This window comes from Corynebacterium freneyi, from assembly GCF_030408835.1.
Taxonomy (GTDB): Bacteria; Actinomycetota; Actinomycetes; order Mycobacteriales; family Mycobacteriaceae; genus Corynebacterium; species Corynebacterium freneyi.
Map to the genome: position 1 here is coordinate 813998 of NZ_CP047357.1, position 18556 is coordinate 832553.

Below are 18556 nucleotides of genomic sequence, written 5' to 3' on the forward strand. Positions count from 1 at the left end.
CCGCGCGTCCCGCTTCACCCCGCCCCAATCCAGCCCGACCCCAGGAAGGACGTGCCGATGGAACCCGTCGCCGCCCGCCGCCTGCTGTTGCTTCGCCACGGCCAGACGACGTACAACGCCACGCGCCGCATGCAGGGGCAGTTGGACACCGAGCTGTCGGAGGAGGGCGTGGCCCAGGCGGAGCGTGTCGCGGCGCATGTGGGGCGTCGGGAGCGGGACATTCGGCGGATCGTGTCGTCGGATTTGAGCCGTGCGGCGCAGACCGCCGATGCCGTCGGTCGGGTGCTGGGCCTCGACGTCGAGCGTGATTCCCGTTTGCGGGAGACGTTTTTGGGCAAGTGGCAGGGCCGCACCCACGGTGAGATCGATGCGGAATACCCGGGGCAGCGGGCGACGTGGCGGCATGATGCGACGTGGGCTCCGCCGGGTGGCGAAACCCGGGTGGAGGTCGCGGCGCGCATGCGTGCGGTCGTCGACGAGTTGCTTGACGACGAATCGTGGCCTGGTTCCACGGTGTTGCTGGTGGCCCACGGCGGGGCGATTGCCGCGTTGACGGCGTCGCTGCTGGATGTGCCGGTGAGCCACTACACGATGTTCAACGGTTTGCGGAACACCGCGTGGGTGGAGCTGACGGCCAGGCCGCGGCCGGATGGTGAGCTCGGTTGGTATCTCGGTGCGTTCAACGCCGAGGTGTTCGGCGAGGACACCGGCGAGGAGTCCGAAAGGTGACCGGCGTGGGGGAGCGGGGTGCCGGTCGCGTCCAGGTCGTCGTGGACGAGTCGGCGTGCCTGGACGATGCTGTTGCGCGGCGTCATGGCATCACGGTGGTGCCGTTGGGCCTCGATGAGGTCGACGGGGAGCAGACGACCTCGGCGATCGGCCCGTTGACGTTGTGCGCGGCGTACGCGCGGGCGCTGGAGCGCGGTGGCGACGCGGGCGTGGTGGCGCTGCACCTGGGCAAGGGGTTGTCGGCGACGTGGTCGAATGCGATGACGGCGGCGGCGGTGCTGGAGCGGGTGACCGTGGTGGATTCGACGATGGTCGGCGCCGGCATGGGGGCCGCCGCGATCGCCGCGGCGGAAAAGGCCGCCGAGGGGGCGGATCTGGAGGAATGCGTCGCCGCCGCAGAGGGTGTGCTGGCGCGTAATCGTCTGTGGCTGTACGTGCCCAAGTTGGAGCCGCTGCGCCGCGGTGGCCGCATTTCGACCGGTCAGGCGGTGTTGTCGACGGCGTTGGCGATCAAGCCGATCGTCGGCATCCAGGATGGGGCGCTGGGTTTGGTGGCCAAGTGCCGCACGGAGGCGAAGGTGCTGGACAAGCTCGTCGACTTCGCGGCGACGGAGGCGGCCGGGCGTCCCGCGCACGTGATGCTGCAGCATTCGGGTGCCGACGAGCGCGTCGAGGAGCTGCACGCAATGTTGTCGTTGGCGCTGCCGGAGGGTTCGACGTTCGACGTCGTCGATTTGCCCGCCGCGATCGCCGCGCACACCGGGCCCCGCGCTTTTGCCGTGGGCATGGTCGTCGCCGAGGACGAGGCTGAGGGAGCGGACGCCGACGCTGGCGCCATTGACGACGGCGACGACGCGCCGCTGCCGCCGGCGTCGGTGGTCGGGCGTGATGCGTCGCCGTTGTTTACGAGTGTGGCGGCGAAGTTGCCGACGTGGTCGGAGAACCGTCGTGCGGCCATCGAGAAGGCCGAGGCGTTGGCGCATGCGATCGCCGAGTTGGCGCGTCGCGACAATTCCGATCCCGAAGGCGCGGCGTTCGGCCGCGATGCTCGCGAGGAGGCGGCGCAGAAGGCCGCCGACAAGGTCGGTGACCAGGCCGGCGACAAGAAAAGCGATGAGACCACTGTCCGGGCCAACGAGCGCGACGATGACGTTTCCGCCGCCTCCGCCGATGACGGCGATGCCGATTCATGCGGCGATGGCGATGGATGGGACGTCGTAAAGCAATAAACCCACCGCTTTTCGGGGTTTTCCACAGGACCGGATTCATCCACAATCGAGGATGATCCGGTCCTTTTCGACGCGCGTCGGTCGGTGCTGCGGTCTTAGCGTGCGGGCGTGGATTCGTTGCGAACGCGTTTGGGAGACCTGCTGGAGCCGGTGCCCGCCGAGGAAGCGATGCCCGTCGATTATTCGCGGCGGCGTATCCGGGTGGGGCGGCGGACCGTGGTGGCCGTGGCGATGGCCGGTGCGGTGGTGCTGGTGGCGGTCATCGCCGGGTGGCTGCTGTCGCGGGGGCCGGTGGTGGACGAGCCTGCGGTGGATGCCGTGCTTGTCGACGCCGACCGGGTGGGTGCGGCCGCCGGTGGAGCGGGTGCCGGCGTGGAGAATGCCGGGGAGTGGGACGGGGCGGGGCCCGGTGGCGCCGGGCATGGGGGTACCGGGAGCGGGGGTGTGGGCGGCGGGGCCGGGAACGGGGGAGCCGGGGATGGTGCGGTGCCGGCGGAGATCATCGTGTCGGTGGTGGGGATGGTTCATCATCCGGGTGTGGTCACCGTGCCCGGTACTGCGCGGGTGGCCGACGCGGTGAATGCCGCCGGTGGGATGTTGCCCGAGGCGAGTCCTGCCAGCGTGAATCTTGCCTCGCCGTTGGTGGATGGTCAGCAGATTCTCGTGGGGCCGGATCCGCTGCCGGAGTTGTCGACTGGCGGCACGTCGGCGGGCGCGCCGGACGGTGCAGCGTCGGCTGCGGGCGGTGTCGGCGGTGGGGCAGCCGGCGCGGGTGGTGGCGCAGGTGGAGGTGGCCGTGGCGCCGGTGGTGGGGGCCTGGTGAACATCAACACGGCGTCGGAGGCCGAGTTGGAGACGGTCACCGGCATTGGTCCGGCCACGGCGAAGAAGATCGTCGCGCACCGGGAGCAACACGGTCCCTTCACCAGCGTCGACCAGCTCGAGGAGGTCCCCGGCATCGGCCCGGCGAAGCTGGAGGGCATGCGCGCGGAAGTGACGGTGTGATGCGATGGCCGAGACCCGCACGTTCTCGTTGGCCGACCCGGCGCCGCCGCCACCGGATGCGGGGCCTGCGGTTGCGCGCCCCGGAGTGGACCTGCGGTTGGTGCCCGCGGCGCTGTTGACGTGGGCGGCGACGGCGTTGACGTTGACGACGTCGACGACGGTCTCGCCGGGCTGGCTCCTGCTGGCGGCGGCGGTGTTCACGGGTGTGGTGGCGTGGCGTCGCGGGGCCCCGACGGTGGCGTTGCCGACGGTGACGGTCACGGTTTCGGTGGCCGCCACCCTCATTCGCCGGGCACGGGCGGCCGCCCACCCCATCGCCGAGGGCATCCGCGGTGTCGGGGTCGGCGGCACCGATGGCGCGGGCGTGGTGAAGGAAACCGTCCTGACGCTGACCACGACGCCGAAGACCACCGACCATGGGGCCACGGCACAGGCCAGCGTCACCGGGCTGCCTGGACGCGTGCGGGTGTTCGGCGACGAGCGTCTGCTCGACCATGACCGCGGCACGGTGTTGGAGGCGTACGCGAAGATCTCCGCGTCGGATCGCCCGTCGTTGTCCGGGGTGACGGCGTCGCTGCGGGGGACGGTGGACGTCGTGAAGCATCCGGATGACCACATCAGCCGCGTCCGCGACGGCCTGCGCGATGCGGCTGCGGGACTGCCGGTGGGGCCGGATCGGCTGATTCCCGCGATGACGCTCGGCGACGAACGCGGCTTCGGTGCGGCCGACCAGAAGATGATGGTCGACTCCGGGTTGGCGCACCTGTCGGCGGTGTCGGGCGCGAATCTGGCGTTGGTGATGGGGGCGGCGGTGTGGGCGTTGTCGTGGGCGCCGCCGCGTTGGCGGGTGGCGGCCGCGGCGGTGACGTTGGTGGCGTTCGTGGCGGTGGTGGGCACGGAGCCGTCGGTGCTGCGGGCCCTGCTCACGGGCATCGTCGGGCTGTTGGCGGTGCTGTTGGGCAGGCGCGGGCAGGCGGTGCCGGCGTTGATGGCGGGGACGATCGTGCTGGTGGTGGCTTTTCCGGATCTTGCCGTGTCCGTCGGGTTCGCGTTGTCGGTGGCGGCCACCGCAGGGCTGGTGCTCGCGGCGGCCCCCATGACGCATCGGCTGTTGCGCATCCCCGGGGTGGCGCGGCTGCCGGCTCCGCTGGTGCGTGCGACGGCGGTGGCGTTGGTGGCGCACATCGCCACGGTGCCGGTCCTGGCGCTGACTCTTGGCGAGGTCTCCCACGTCTCCGTCGTGGCCAACCTCGCCGCAGCTCCCGCGGTGGCCCCGGTGACCGTTGCGGGGACGCTGGCCGCCGTCGCCGCGCTGTTGGGGCTGGGGCCGGTGGTGACGGTGTTGGTGTGGGTGGCCGCGCCGTTCGCCTGGTGGGTGCATGCGGTGGGGCATGCCGCGGCCGGGATGCCCGGTGACGCGGGTGAGATGGGGCTGTTCGGAGTGACGGTGTTCCTGGTGGCGGCGGCTGCGGCGGTTGCGTGGCCGTCGGTGGCCGCTGCGGTGACGTGCGTGGCGATGGGAGCCGCGGGCGTCGTTATCGCCTTCGGCTGGCATATCCCGGCCGCACCGCCGGGGTGGGTCGTCGGGGCCTGCGTCGATGATGGGCGGGTGCTCGTGGTGCCCGCCGCCCTGCGTGACGACGTCCATCTTCAGGCGCTGCCCCGTAATTGCCGCCTGTCTCTGGATGGCGCAGCGGCCGAAGGAAACGGCGGGGATGTGGGAGCGGCCGTGACCGGAGGCGGGCAAGCCGCCACGACCGATGCGTGGCCGCTGGCCGAAGAGCTGACCGTGGAAGAGTCGACGGTGTACGCCACACTCGACGAGGCCGAGACATGGGGCGACGGGACAACCGGACAGTCGGGCGGTGCCGGGGCGGGTGCGAGGCCGCGGTGGCTCGTCGTCGCCGACTGCGGGGACCGGGCGCGTGACCGTATTCGCACCACGGACGGCATTCCCGTCGTCTGTCCCGCACGCGACGGCACTCACGCCCTCTACCCGGATGGTGCGGTGTGGAGGAGCGGTGCAGTGAGGAAAAGCGATGCGGGGGCGGGCGGTGCGGGGACGAGCGGCTCCGGCACTGCCCGATCCGGGGAGTCTGGCACGATGGGGGAGTGACTCAGACGATGCCCGCACCGGTGAACGTGATCGTCGGCAAGGAAGGGCTGCTCATCGACCGCGCCCGGTTGGCGATCATCGCCGCCGTCCGCCGCTCCGCCGCCACCCCCGGCGACCCCGACGGGCGATCGGTGCCCATCACCGACCTGCGCGGCGGGGACGTGACCACCACCGACCTGGTCGAACTGCTCAGCCCCTCGCTGTTCGGCGAGGACCGCATCGTCGTGCTCACCGACTGCGACGCCGCCGGCAAGGAACCCGCCGACCTCATCGTCCAGGCCGCCGCGGACCCCGCACCCGGCATCACCCTGATCCTGCAGCACTCCGGTGAGGGGCGGCAGAAGAAGATGGTCGCCGCACTGCGCAAAACCGGCGCCCAACTGTTCGAGGCGCACTCCATGAAACGAAGCGAGCTGCCCAAGTTCGTGCGCGGCGAGTTTCAGGCGCACCGGCTGCGGGTGTCGCAGGACGTCATCGATGCGTTGCTCGATTCCGTCGGGTCGGATCTTCGTGAGCTGGCCACCGCCGTGTCGCAGTTGGTGTCGGACACCGGCGGCAACGTCACCGTCGACGCCGTGCGCACCTACTACGGCCGCACCGCGGAGGTCTCCGGGTTCGAAGTCGCCGAACTGGCGTTGACCGGCCGGGGGCCCGAGGCGCTTGCGTTGGCGCGCCGGGCGATGCAGATCGGCGTGCCGTACCCGCTGCTGGCCTCGGCGCTGTCGGGAATGGTGGGCGACGTCGCCCGGCTCCATGCGGTGCGCGGAGTGAGCAACCGTGATGCCGGCACGTACGGCATGGCGCCGTGGAAGCTGGAGAAGACCCACCGCCTGGCATCACGGTGGTCCACGCCGGCGATCGCGCATGCGGCGCAGATCATCGCCGAACTCGACGCCGGCGTGAAGGGCTGGGCCGCCGACCCCGAGTACGCCGTGGAAAAGGCCGTCGTCGACATCGCGGCCCTGGCCCGCGGTTCGCACCGCAGGTAGAAACGCGAGAGCGCCCCGCCGGAAAACCGGCGGGGCGCTTTCGGGCTGCGGGCGAGGTGGTCGCCCGGTGGCCGTCGTAAAGCGGGGAATTAACCCTCAATCTTGTTGACGGACTTCGCCAGGGCGGACTTCTTGTTGGCCGCGTTGTTGCGGTGGAAGACGCCCTTGGACACGGCCTTGTCGAGCTTGCGGGAAGCAACGCGCAGCTGAGCCTCGGCGGCGGTCTTGTCGCCGGCCTCGACGAGGGCGCGGAGCTTGCGGATCTCGGTGCGCACCTCGGAGCGGATGGCCTGGTTGCGGAGGCGAGCCTTCTCGTTGGTCTTGTTGCGCTTGATCTGGGACTTGATGTTAGCCATGTGAATACCTCTTGTATCCGTGGTCGGTGATGGTCCGCGGCTCCCGGGAGTGGCCCGGCCCCGGCGCGCCCGCGGCGAACCCAAGGTCCTGAACGCCTGCGGCCACGCGAAACACGCGTAAACAACTTCGAAGACCTTACCAGCCCACCCGGGGCCGGCAGAAATCGCGTGCGGGGGCGGCTGGCCCGTGTGGGGCGTCGGCCCGGATCAGGACCAGTGGTAGTCCGACCGCAGCCGGGCGGCGATGCGGTCGAAGCGGCGGCGCGGCATGATCGCACCGGAGCGGCGGATGCCGGACTCGGGGACTTCGAGGATCTTGTCCAGCCGCACCCACGACGGCCGGCCCTCCGGGTCCCAGGCGCCGGAGCCGATGAACAGCCAGTGCGGCGAGTCGGCGTGACGGTCGTGGGTGGAGATCAGCGCGCCCAGCAGGATCTGCTTGTGGCGACCGACGACGACCACGGCGCGTTCGCGGGATTTCTCGGCGTCGCCTTCGAGCAGCACGGGGGCCCAGACGACTTCGCCGGGATCGGTCTGGCCGTCCATGTCGGGGGCGTAGACGATGGAGCGGGCCAGGTCGGCGGTGGGGCGGGCGACGGTGGCCGGTTCGCGGTTGGTCAGGCGGTTGCCGTCGTCGGGCATGAGGCCGAGCTGTTCGTTGAGCATTTCCAGGCCACGGTCGAGGGTGTCGCCGCCGCGGAACCATTCGGTGGCGGCGATGATCCGGTGCCATGCCCACGTCCGGGCCCGGTCCCATGCCCGGCGGAGGGTGGCGGCGGCGGGGCGGCGGCCCTGATCGGGCTGGGTGGCGTCGGGCGCGGTCAAGCCGGAACCGCTCGCGGCCGGGTCGGCGGCGGTGGCGTCGGGCTCGGGGGGCGTCATGGCCCACGAGTTTAGCCGAGGCAGGCGGCGCGGCGATCGCGGCGACGGTGCCCGGTGGTGTTTGCGCGGCGGGTAGTGTGGACGGAGAGCATCCTTTGCGCATCAGCAGTCCCCGAGCAGTACGGAGCATGACCAACGTGACCAGGAATTTTGCGGTGGAGACGTTCACGGATCCGAAGAAGATCCGCAACTTCTGCATCATCGCCCACATCGACCACGGCAAGTCGACCTTGGCGGACCGCATCCTGCAGCTGTCGGGGGTGGTCGAGGCGCGTGACATGCGCGACCAGTACCTGGACAACATGGACATCGAGCGTGAGCGCGGCATCACCATCAAGGCGCAGAACGTGCGGTTGCCGTGGGTGCCGGAGACGGGGGCGCATGCGGGCGAGGAGCTTGTGCTGCAGATGATCGACACGCCCGGTCACGTGGACTTCACGTATGAGGTCTCGCGTGCGTTGGAGGCGTGTGAGGGTGCGATTTTGCTTGTCGACGCCGCGCAGGGCATCGAGGCGCAGACGTTGGCGAATTTGTACCTGGCCATGGAAAACGACCTGGAGATCATCCCGGTTCTGAACAAGATCGACCTGCCGGCGGCGGATCCGGAGAAGTATTCGGAGGAGATCGCGCACATCATCGGCTGCGAGCCGGAGGATGTGCTGCGGGTGTCGGGCAAGACCGGTGAGGGCGTGCCGGAGTTGTTGGATCGGGTGTGTGAGTTGATTCCGCATCCGACCAGCGAGTTCGACGATGATGCGCCGGCGCGCGCGATGATTTTCGACTCGGTCTACGACACGTACCGTGGTGTGGTGACCTACATCCGCATGGTCGACGGCAAGTTGCTGCCGAACCAGAAGGTGCGGTTGATGGCGACGAATACGACGCTGGAGATCCACGAGATCGGCATCGTGTCGCCGACGGCCACGGCGTGCAAGGGCTTGGGCCCGGGTGAGGTGGGCTACGTCATCACCGGTGTGAAGGACGTGCGTGAGACGAAGGTCGGCGACACCATCACGTGGGCGAGCAAGGGCGCGGAGGAGCCGCTGGAGGGGTATGCCGACCCGAAGCCGATGGTGTACTCGGGTTTGTTCCCGGTGTCGCAGGCGGATTTCCCGGATCTGCGTGATGCGCTGGAGAAGCTGCAGCTTAACGACGCTTCGTTGTCGTATGAGCCGGAGACGTCGGTGGCGTTGGGCTTCGGTTTCCGCTGTGGCTTCCTGGGGCTGCTGCACATGGAGATCACTCGTGACCGGCTGGAGCGCGAGTTCGACCTGGATCTGATTTCGACGGCGCCGTCGGTGTCGTACCGCGTGGTGCGGGAGGACAACTCCGAGATCGTGGTGCATAACCCGTCGCAGTGGCCGGAGGGCAAGAACAAGGCGGTGTACGAGCCGATCGTCAACATGACGATCATCGTGCCCAGCGAATTCGTGGGCCCGACGATGGAGCTGTGCCAGTCCAAGCGCGGCGAGATGAAGAACATGGACTACCTGTCCGAGGACCGCGTGGAGTTGCGTTACGTGGTGCCCCTGGGCGAGATCATCTTCGACTTCTTCGACATGCTGAAGTCCCGCACCAAGGGGTACGCGTCGCTGAACTACGAGGAAGCCGGCGAGCAGGAGGCCAACCTGGTGAAGGTGGACATTCTGCTGCAGGGTGAGGCCGTCGACGCGTTCAGCGCGATCGTGCATGCCGACGACGCCCGCCACTACGGCCTGAAGATGACCAAGAAGCTGCGTGAGCTGATTCCGCGCCAGCAGTTCGAGGTGCCCATCCAGGCGGCCATTGGTGCGAAGATCATCGCCCGCGAGAACATCCGTGCCCTGCGCAAGGACGTTCTGGCCAAGTGCTATGGCGGAGATATCTCCCGCAAACGTAAGCTGTTGGAGAAGCAGAAGGCCGGCAAGAAGCGCATGAAGAACATCGGCTCCGTCGAGGTGCCGCAGGAAGCGTTCGTGGCGGCGCTTAGCACGGATGGGGAGGGGTAGTACGGAACTGCTCGTTTCGTATTTGAAGGACCGTCCATTTGAGTGGTGTATCTGAACTTGAACTCTCGAGCTTTAGTGGCTCATCCGGATCTGGAGTGCGTAATTAGCGGGAAGTGATATGTCGGGGTGGCACAACATGTAGGGGCCCTGGCCGGTACAAGATGAGAGTTACCACACAACCATCTGACCGAACCAGGACCCTACGATGCAGCCTACGTTCAACCTCGTCGCCGACACCATTTGCCGCACCGCGGGGCTGGGATTAACGATCACCGATGCCGCGGATGCCGGCGAGTTCACGGTCATCAGTGCTCGTCCCATCGACTCCTGCGACAAGTGCCCGGGCTGCGGACACACAGGCCGGCTGCGTGATCACGTCGTGCGCCGGCTGACCGATCTTCCCGTCGTCGGCTTCCCCACCAGGTTGCAGGTACGCGTGCCGCGGTTCCTGTGCCTGAATCAGTCCTGTGCCCAGCGGATCTACCAGGGCGAACTGGCCTGCGCCGAACGCGGGCGCACCGTCACTCGCCGGGTGACCCGCTGGATTCTGCAACGGTTGGCGATCGACAAAATGAGTATCTCCGCCACCGCCAAAGCCCTGGGCTTGGGCTGGGACCTGGTCAACGACCTCGCCCTGGATGCCTGCCGGCACCTGGTCTATGACGACCCCGGCCACCTTGCCGGGGTACGCGTGCTGGGCGTGGACGAGCACGTGTGGAAGCACACCCACCGGGCCGGTGAGCCGGACTCGTTCGTCACCGTGCTCGTCGACATCACCCCCGTCATCGACGGCGCCGGACCGGCCCGGTTGCTGGACATGGTCCCGGGTCGTAGCGCCGCGGTACTGAGCGATTGGCTCGGCCAGCGTGGGCAGGGCTTTCGCGACCGGGTCGAGGTTGTCACGATGGATGGGTTTGCCGGCTACGCCACCGCCACCAAACAGGCCCTGCCGCGGGCGCAGGCGGTGATGGATCCCTTTCACGTGGTGCACCTGGCCGCCGACAAGTTGACCGTGTGCCGGCAGCGCCTGCAGCGGATGACCACCGGGCGGCGGGGCAAGAAAAACGATCCGTTGTATAAGAACCGGAAAACCCTGTTGACCAGGATTGACTTCCTCACTGATCGACAGCATCGGCGACTCGAGCAACTGTGGGCCACCGACGAAGACTACGTGGCTTTGGAGGTGACGTGGTCGGTGTATCAGCAGATCATCGCCGCCTATCAGTACCCGAAGAAAGCCGAGGGCAAGAAGCTGATGCAGAAGGTGATCAGCACGCTGCGTTCATCGACGATGCCGAAGGGGTTAGAGGAGATTAAGCAGCTGGGAAACACGCTGTACCGGCGCCAGAAGGACGTGCTGGCGTATTTCGATATCGGCGCGTCCAACGGGCCCGTCGAGGCGATCAACGGGCGCCTGGAGCATCTGCGCGGCATCGCTCTGGGGTTCAAGAACCTCGGGCACTACATCTTGCGATCCTTGATCCACTCCGGACAGCTGCACACCAAGATCAACGCACTCTAAATCCTGAAGAGCCGCTTTAGTTCTTGGCGATCCTAGACGCGGCAGCCCAAGTCGCCGAGTGAAGACGTTGGCGCTCTACGAGGGGAATTCGGGTGTTCGGTATTTGGCGAGTGGGCACTCTCACGCGCCACAGGTTTCTGCATTGTGGGGCCAGTTGAAAGGCCGTCGGAGTCCAGTCGTTGCCTGAATAGGGAAGCAGCAAATAAACTGCTTGCCATAGAGGGTTTCCTGGATTCTGCTATCTGTGCCCGGCGGGTGCTGATAGCGTGCTAAGTTGATGGCAGAAACTCCTCGGCAAAGTTTGTCCAAGAATCGCCAAGAGTGTTAGTATCTGTTGGCATTTCGGTCCCAACTGGAGCGCTGTAAGCTCTAATTCGTTGTTCCAAATCAGGCTGTTGAACACTTACTTTTTCATTGAATGCAGTGGGGTTGACCGAGAGTAGGCCGGCTTCCCGCAGTAGGAGGATCATGTAATAGGTTGCCTCAGTCATTATGGCGATACGCGAAATCGAGTGGGCGGCAGCCCGAAATCGGTCTTCGATATCGATACCCTGTACTGTTTGAGTTAAATCATCAGCGTGAACGAGATCTCCGTAGAGCCAGCGATCCATTAGGAAAACGTCGTTGTAAGTTCCTGCATCTGTAATGAGGCGGTAGGCTTGAATGTCGGATGGTGAGCTGGATGCCGCGGCAGGTTTGTTGTAGGCAGCTTTCCATCGATCTTTCCACCAGCTGATAGGTTCAATGTACTGGTTAAGAAGTTCTGCGTTCGTTGCAAATTCTATCTCTGTCAGGACTTTCTCATAGTGGACTTCGTCGCTTCCTAAGATTAGCGGACGGAGGCGTGCAGCCAGGGATTCAAGTTGCTCCTCTTTCGGGTATGTCGCTTTAAGTAGCTGTGAGGTTTCGCCGGTCAAAGTGTTTTTGGTTATCTGAATTTTAAATTCTCCGTCGTGCAAGCGCTGGAGCAATCGCCTGTCTGAGGTAAGGAGGCTGTGGTTGAGGACTCTTCTTGCTCGCAGGATGAAGAGTTCTATTGCATTCTGGGTCATGTTCTTCTTTCTCGGGGCTGTTAGTGGCTCGTTTATTATCCGTAAAGCTTCGAACTGAAAGAATTGAATCCTGCTGGTACTTGGAATTTTGCTGAATGATGATCGATAAATCCATCCAGAATGGGGCCGGGCCAATTATCGCAAGTTCGATGTAAGCTGTGCGTTCGTCATTAGTGCGTTTGCGGTCCTTTCATGCAGTTGGCCAATCAAGGATGAGGCGCTAGCGGTCAATTCATGGATTTGGGCGTTTGAGCACAACGAAATGGAGTGAGCGCACAGTTTCTTATTCAGCCAGCTCGTGGGCCGCCACGTAGGCCAGGTGTGCCAACACGCCCCTCAGCGCTCCCATGGATCCGTGGTTGACTAAGAAGAACTCCTCGATTGAGCGGTCCTCCTGCATAACTGTCACGATGGCCTCTTCGATGGCTTCCGTGAAACCTGGGGCTGCGGCGATTTGCTCCGGTGTGTTCTCGGCGGCCAGTGCGCCGACCGATGCGTTGGGTGCGATTGCGCCCCACACCCGATGAACGAATCCACGAGTCGCCGCGTCAGAGACATGAATGCCGGCGCGGGTCAGAATGTCGTTGGCTTCGTCGACGGCTTCGTTGAACGCGGCAGTGGTCGCCGTTCCCTCGCCTGCGGACGCTCCGGTGAACGTGGGCACGTCCAGCTCGCCCTGCCCATCTGCCAGTCCCAGGTTGATTTGGACTTCGGCCGGGGTGGTCGCCACCCCGATGACGTCGACGCCGTTGATGTCGACGATGGCCTTACCCTCGACGTGGAGGTTGCGCATGAGGTACGTCGCCAGGATGGCGCGTTTGTGCAGGGCGGGGTCGCCGAAGTTGACGATTTGCGACAGGAACTCCCAGGTCTTCACGTAGGTGCGCAGTTCGGCGCGGAAATCCAGCAGATCATCGACGGTGTCGGTGTCGCCTTCGATCCGGGCCTGGCGGAGCCGGGTCGTCCATTCGGCGACGATGGGGGAGATGAGCGCGCGGAACGCTTCGTGGTCGATGGCGTCGTCGTCGGCGGTGTAGGCAGCGGCGACGGCATCGAGGTCATCTTCGTCGTAGAATCCGGCGCCATCGAGCGAGTCGGCGAGGTCGAACAGCGCATTGGGGTCGACCTCTCCGGCGAGTTCGGCGGTCTTGTAATACGTCTTGAACGAGTCGAGGATGCCGGCGGGGTTGTTGACGAAGTCGACGACCATCGGCGCGGATTTGCCCGGATAGATCCGGTTGAGCCGCGACAGCGTCTGCACGGCGGCGACGCCGGAGAGGACCTTGTCGACGTACATGGCGCACAGTCGCGGCTCGTCGAAGCCGGTCTGGAACTTCGAGGCGACGATGAGCACCCGGTAGTCGGCGTCGCTGTCCTTGAACGCGGTCTCCACATCCGACAGGCCGTTCATGGACACTTCGGTGACCTCGCCGACGCCGGGGATGGAAAGCGACCCGGAAAACGCGACGAGAGTCTGGAATTCGTCGGCCCAGCCCTTGTTTTCGATGTACTTCGACATCTCCACTGCCCAGCGGTACGCCTCCTGGCGCGATGACGTCACCACCATTGCGCGTGCCTGCCCGCCGAGCAGGTGGGCGACGTTTGCGCGGAAGTGCTCGACGACGACGGCGACCTTCTGGGCAATCGACGTTTCGTGGGCCTTTGCGTAGCGGACGATTTCGCTGACGACGTCGCCCTTGTCCACCATGTCTTCGCGCCCCATCGCATCCCTGACGCGGATGAACATGTCGTAGGTCGAGTAGTTGGTCAGGACGTCGAGGATGAACCCCTCTTCGATGGCCTGGGCCATGGTGTATTCGTCGAATGGCACCCAGCGGTTCTCACCGGCGACCTTGGTGCCGAACAGGCGCACGGTCTTCGCCTTGGGGGTTGCGGTAAAGGCGACGAAGGTGATGTTGGCGGCGGTTGCGACGGCGGCGTCGGTGGCGGCGAGCAGGTCATCGGCGTCGATGCCTTCGTCGTCTTCACCGGTGGGTACGGACATTGCCAGCAGGCGGCGCAGGGCCGCGGCGGAGCTGCCGGTCTGGGAGGAGTGGGCTTCGTCGGCGATGACGCACCATTTGCGGGCGGCGAGTTCGCCGTCGCCGCCGATGCGTCGGATGACTTCGGGGAAGGTCTGCAGGGTGCAGGTGATGATGTGCCCGCCTTCGGCCAGTGCCTTGGCCAGCACGGGGGATTTTGCCCCGCCGGTGGTGCCCACGGGGACGAACAGGCCGGCCGATGCCGGCAGCATGGCGATGTCTTCGCGCAGGTTGCGGTCGAGCACGGTGCGGTCGGAGATGACGATGACCGAGTCGAATGTCTTGGCCGTCCCCGTGTAGTGGCGGACGAGCCGGTGGGCGAGCCAGGAGATGGTCATGGTCTTGCCGGACCCGGCCGAGTGCTGGATGAGGTAGCGGCCGCCGGCACCCTTGTCGGCGATGTCAGCGGTGACGGCTTCGACGGCCCGCATCTGGTGGTAGCGCGGGAAGATGAGCGTGCCGGGGCCGGCCTTTTTGCCGCGGCCGGAGCCGGGCTTCCATACCGCGAAGGATTGCAGGATGCGCAGGAACTGCTCGCGTTCGAGCACTTCGCGCCATAGGTAGGAGGTTTCCGAGCCGTCGGCGCACGGCGGGTTGCCGGCGTGGCCGTCGTTGCCTTGGTTGAAGGGCAGGAAGCGGGTGTTTTTGCCGTCCAACTTCGTGGTCATGCGGACTTCGGAGTTGGACACGGCGAAGTGGACCAGGCACCGGCCGGGCTGCAACAAAGGGCGGGTACGCGACGGTTCGCGGTCGATCTTGTATTGGGTTTCGGCGTCGTCGATGGTCTGGGTGTTGTCGGTTTTCAGCTCCATCGTCACCACGGGCACGCCGTTGACCAGCAGCACGATGTCGATGGTCTCGTTCGACTTGGTGTCGAACCGTACCTGCCGGATCACACGAAGCCGGTTGAGTTCCGCGTGCTTTGCGACGGTGTCGACCATCGGGTTGGCCGGCGGAAACGACACCATTCCGTCGAATGTCGCCGAGGTACCCACGGCCATCGATTTGTGGGAGAAGCCGTTGCGCAGGGTTCCCATGAGTCCGCCGCGGGAGCCGCCCTTGGTCCGATCGGCGGTGGGCTTACGGTTCAGTGAGCGGACCAGCCCCTGGATGAGCGAATCTTCAGCCAGCCGACGTTCAGAGGCCGGCAAATGCTCGGGCACTGCCTTGACGTACTCGTCGGGGTAGCGGGTCCGCAACCACCAGAGAGCGTCGGCGGTGTGCAGGGCCAATTGCGGGTCGAACCCGGTGGAACCGGCTTCGCGGTCATAGAGCCACCCGCGTTCGGCGAGCTGGCGGCAGATGGCGTCCTCGAAGCCGAATTCCAGGGTCTTGGCGGCGGCGGTGGTCATGGCTTAGTGCTCCTCGGGAACGGGGTGCTGTCCGGTGACGGTGGCGGTAATGAGTGCGCTGCGGCGCTCGTCGAGCAGGGCGCGGAGCTCGCCGGCCTTGGCGATCATCGCGTCAATCTTGGCGGTCTCCGCGTCGAGGTAGTCGGCGATGCGGCGCTGCTCGTCGAGGGGAGGGCAAGCGAACTTCTCGTCGAAGAAGCCCCCTATGTCAAGATTCTGGATTCCAGTCGTCTGCCGAACGTGAACGTTAGTGAATCGTGTCTTATAGGCAGCCAAGAACACGTAATGCCAGAATCGAGATTCATGGTCAGCATTCAGCCGGATGCACTGAACGAAGTTCGTGGTCATTCGGCCGGGTCTTCCCGTGTATAGAACAACGCGTCCAACTGGATTCTTTGGGGTGCCGCCGGATTTTTCTAGAAGTAGGTCGTGCGTACGAAGGTGGCGCTCATTGGCGCTTCGGGTCGTGTACGACCTTAATGTTGGAACGTCGCCGCCAACGGTGCCGGAAGTTCTGTCGAAATCTGCAACTCGCACACACAGTCTATCAGTGTCGTTTGTCCCAGGATCGCCTCCCCAGTCTCCTGGGAAATGAGCCTCGACTGCCCATTTGAATGGTATAAAAACCCATCCATGAGGAATGCCATCGGAGGACTCGGAAAGCGCGTGTGTTGCATTCTCAATGGCAGCAACTCGTCGCTCCTCAAGTTGGGCCACGAGCCCATCGAGCGCCCCGGCCATCGCGTCAATCTGTGCGGTCTCCCGGTCCAGGTAGTCGGCGATGCGGCGCTGAGTAGGGAGGTCGGGGAGGGGGATTTTCTCTCGAAGGACAGCGCCGGCTGAAATCCCAGGCTGGGCAGTACCGTGGGATAGATCTGCTAGGCGTGCGCTAATCAGGGAATAGGCGAGCCATCGAATTTCGACCGGCATACGCGGGCAGACGCGAAGAGCATGTTCAGAAACCCAGCACGGTCCATTCGTTGCGTGGACAGTCCCGACGCTGCCTTGCCGACCGACAAGGAGTGTCGGCTCTTCCTGATTGGTTTTAGTTACGTACCCGCGGATTCCATTGCTTCCAAACAATGGGAAAGGGCCATCGCTTCCCACATCTTTAGCAGGAATAGAATCCCCTGCGGACATTCCGAAGATCAGGCCGTTGGTCACAAACGGCCATTTGCTGGGAGTGTTCATTCCCGCACCTCCTTGAACATCGCCGCCAGTTCGTCCATGGCTTTCGCGACGTCGGCGTCGATCTCCTCCAGCGACCGGACAGGTTTGGGGACGTAGAAGATGCGGGTGAAGGGGATCTCGTAGCCGATCTTTTCTTTGTCTCGGTCCCAAATCGCCTCCGGGGCGAACGGCAGCACTTCGCGGGCCATGTGCTCGTCGACGTCCTCGGTCAGCGGGATGCGCTCGACCATGTCCGAGCCGGGGACGACCACCGGATTGCCCTTGCGGTCGACCGACGGTGCGGCCTCGGGGTCGTCGACGCCCACGGCTGCCATGATCGCGTCGATGAGGCCCACCGGCATCTTGAGCTTGGCCTTCGTTGCCTCGAACTTGAGGGTGTTCGGCAGGTCGTTGTACTCGGTGCCATTCACGGCACGGATAACTGCTTCATGCTCCGGCTTCGCCGCCTTATGGGACAGTGCGGATTCAACTGCGGCATCGGTGACCTGCACAGCCAGGCGGCGCTGGCGGTAAACCGGCACATCACGAAAACCCAGGTCGTCGGCGGTGAGGATGCGGGAGATGTCCGAATCCTCGAAGGCGTCATAGGCGCGAGTGATGTCGCGGCGATTGTCCGGCGACAGTTCACGACGCTTGAAGCCCATGCCCTTGCGCATCGGCTCCCACATGTCGGTGGCATCGATGAGCTGAATCTTGCCGCGGCGCCGCGGCTCCTTGTTCGTGTCGAGAATCCAGATGTACGTGGCGATGTTCGTGCCATAGAACATGTCCGTGGGCAGGGCGATGATGGCGTCGACGAGGTCGTCGTCAAGCAACCACCGACGAATCGAATCCGGCCCGGACCCAGGCGCACCCGTGAACAACGGGGACCCATTCATGACCACGCCGGCGCGACCACCACCCGTTTCCCCGTGGGCCGGCGTGAGCTTATGGGCCACATGCGACAGAAACAGCATCTGCCCATCCGACTTCGCCGGCAGGCCATGGGAGAACCGCGAACCCTCGACCGCGGCCTCCTCGACGACCGACTCGTAGTCGGCCGACCAGTCGGAGCCGTACGGCGGGTTGGTCAGGACATAGTCGAATGTTTGGCCCGCGTACCTGTCGTCGGTCAACGTGTTCCCGTGCCGGATGGAATCCGGATTGCCGCCCTGAATGAGCAAGTCGGCCTTGCCGATGCCGTAGGAGAAATCCATCAACTCCTGGCCATGCAGCGACACCTGCATGTTCGAGTTCAGCTCCTCCAACGCGCGGCGCGCAACCAGGAGCATGCCGCCAGTGCCCGCCGCAGGATCGTAGATCGTGCGAGACGGGGCCGCCCCCTGCAGGCCTTCATCGTCCGACGACAACAAAATGCTGACCATCAGCTCGATGGCATCACGCGGGGTATAGAACGCACCCGCGCCCTTGCCCTTCGTGTTGAACGCCCGGTACATGACGTCCTCGAACAAATCACCCATCGCCGTGTCCGGCATCCGGTCCGGGTGCAAGTCGATGTTCGCGAAATGATTGACGACCCCGTAGAGACGGCCCGCGCGGGCGAGCGTGGCGACCTTGTCGTTGAACTTGAACGAATCCCAAATATCGGCGATCGAGGAGGAAAACGCCGCAACATACGCCTTCAGCGACTCCGCCACCGAATCATCCGTGCCGCCGATCGTGCCCAGGTCAAGTGGGGACGTGTTGTAGAAGCGCAGGCCGAATGACGTGCGGATGCGCAGATCCATGATGGCCGGGGCAACGTCGACCGTGCCGCCCTTGGTGTTGGCGTCGATGAACTCCAGCACCTCGGCCTTCGAATCGGCCAGGATGCACTCGAGCCGGCGCAGCACGACGAACGGGATGATGTAATCGCCGTACTCCTCCGGCTCGACCACGCTGCGCAGGTACTTGTCTGCGGTATCCCACACTGCGGTGTAGGTGGTCTTGCGGGCGTGGTCAAGCTGTGCCTGGGACGGGGCCACGTGATTCTCCTTGCTGTTGGCATGCGGTCGTGCGACCGAAGGTCGGTTGCCGCATCGTTTGTACTCAAGCCTATCCAGCGGCCGGGTCGTGTTCGGGGCGACGTGCGGGCGTCGTCATTGGCGCATGGCCGTTAGGGTG

Annotated in this window: 13 protein-coding genes; 7 read left to right on the plus strand and 6 right to left on the minus strand. The window is 65.2% G+C overall.

Features of this window, described 5'->3' with window-relative positions; translation table 11 throughout:
• The first annotated feature begins 57 nt into the window (after positions 1 to 57).
• From CFREN_RS03680 to holA, 5 genes are all read left to right on the plus strand, one after another.
• On the plus strand, positions 58 to 729 hold the full coding sequence (locus CFREN_RS03680; protein ID WP_209653795.1) for a histidine phosphatase family protein: 672 nt from the start codon (positions 58 to 60) through the stop codon (positions 727 to 729).
• The gene (locus CFREN_RS03685) at positions 726 to 1958 is read left to right on the plus strand and encodes a DegV family protein (RefSeq protein WP_246580174.1); all 1233 of its coding nucleotides are present in this window, start codon (positions 726 to 728) and stop codon (positions 1956 to 1958) included. The genes CFREN_RS03680 and CFREN_RS03685 overlap by 4 nt, the downstream gene beginning before the upstream one ends.
• Positions 1959 to 2066: 108 nt before the next feature.
• The gene (locus CFREN_RS03690) at positions 2067 to 2963 is read left to right on the plus strand and encodes a ComEA family DNA-binding protein (RefSeq protein ID WP_246580175.1); all 897 of its coding nucleotides are present in this window, start codon (positions 2067 to 2069) and stop codon (positions 2961 to 2963) included.
• A gap of 4 nt (positions 2964 to 2967) precedes the next feature.
• On the plus strand, positions 2968 to 5079 hold the full coding sequence (locus CFREN_RS03695) for a ComEC/Rec2 family competence protein (protein ID WP_209653792.1): 2112 nt from the start codon (positions 2968 to 2970) through the stop codon (positions 5077 to 5079).
• Entirely contained in the window at positions 5076 to 6068 is a 993-nt protein-coding gene (holA, locus tag CFREN_RS03700) for a DNA polymerase III subunit delta (protein WP_342356258.1), read from the plus strand. Before CFREN_RS03695 ends, holA begins: the two co-directional genes overlap by 4 nt.
• An 89-nt stretch (positions 6069 to 6157) precedes the next feature.
• Here the strand turns inward: holA and rpsT are convergent, their stop codons facing one another.
• On the minus strand, positions 6158 to 6424 hold the full coding sequence (gene rpsT, locus CFREN_RS03705) for a 30S ribosomal protein S20 (RefSeq protein ID WP_035121013.1): 267 nt from the start codon (positions 6422 to 6424) through the stop codon (positions 6158 to 6160).
• A 207-nt stretch (positions 6425 to 6631) separates the two neighbouring features.
• Entirely contained in the window at positions 6632 to 7306 is a 675-nt protein-coding gene (locus CFREN_RS03710; RefSeq protein WP_070521173.1) for a type II toxin-antitoxin system PemK/MazF family toxin, read from the minus strand.
• Positions 7307 to 7443: 137 nt separating this feature from the next.
• Here CFREN_RS03710 and lepA point away from each other — a divergent pair, with 137 nt between their 5' ends.
• Positions 7444 to 9294 (plus strand): translation elongation factor 4, encoded by a 1851-nt coding sequence (lepA, locus tag CFREN_RS03715; RefSeq protein ID WP_209653790.1) that lies wholly within the window; start codon positions 7444 to 7446, stop codon positions 9292 to 9294.
• Positions 9295 to 9499: 205 nt separating this feature from the next.
• Positions 9500 to 10816 (plus strand): ISL3 family transposase, encoded by a 1317-nt coding sequence (locus CFREN_RS03720; protein WP_209651996.1) that lies wholly within the window; start codon positions 9500 to 9502, stop codon positions 10814 to 10816.
• A 269-nt stretch (positions 10817 to 11085) separates the two neighbouring features.
• On the opposite strand, the gene CFREN_RS03725 is transcribed toward CFREN_RS03720, so the two are convergent.
• The 4 genes from CFREN_RS03725 to CFREN_RS03740 form a co-directional block, all read right to left on the minus strand.
• Positions 11086 to 11868: a hypothetical protein gene (locus CFREN_RS03725; protein ID WP_150387144.1), complete on the minus strand. Its 783-nt coding sequence runs from the start codon at positions 11866 to 11868 to the stop codon at positions 11086 to 11088.
• A 283-nt stretch (positions 11869 to 12151) separates the two neighbouring features.
• Positions 12152 to 15262 carry a type I restriction endonuclease subunit R gene (locus CFREN_RS03730; protein WP_209653782.1) on the minus strand — a complete coding sequence of 1037 codons (3111 nt, stop codon included), beginning with the start codon at positions 15260 to 15262 and terminating at the stop codon, positions 12152 to 12154.
• 3 nt (positions 15263 to 15265) lie between these two features.
• Positions 15266 to 16453 carry a restriction endonuclease subunit S gene (locus CFREN_RS03735; RefSeq protein WP_209653779.1) on the minus strand — a complete coding sequence of 396 codons (1188 nt, stop codon included), beginning with the start codon at positions 16451 to 16453 and terminating at the stop codon, positions 15266 to 15268.
• A complete protein-coding gene (locus CFREN_RS03740) occupies positions 16450 to 18417 on the minus strand; it encodes a type I restriction-modification system subunit M (protein ID WP_209653777.1) in 1968 nt (655 codons plus the stop codon). The genes CFREN_RS03735 and CFREN_RS03740 overlap by 4 nt, the downstream gene beginning before the upstream one ends.
• Positions 18418 to 18556: the final 139 nt, after the last annotated feature.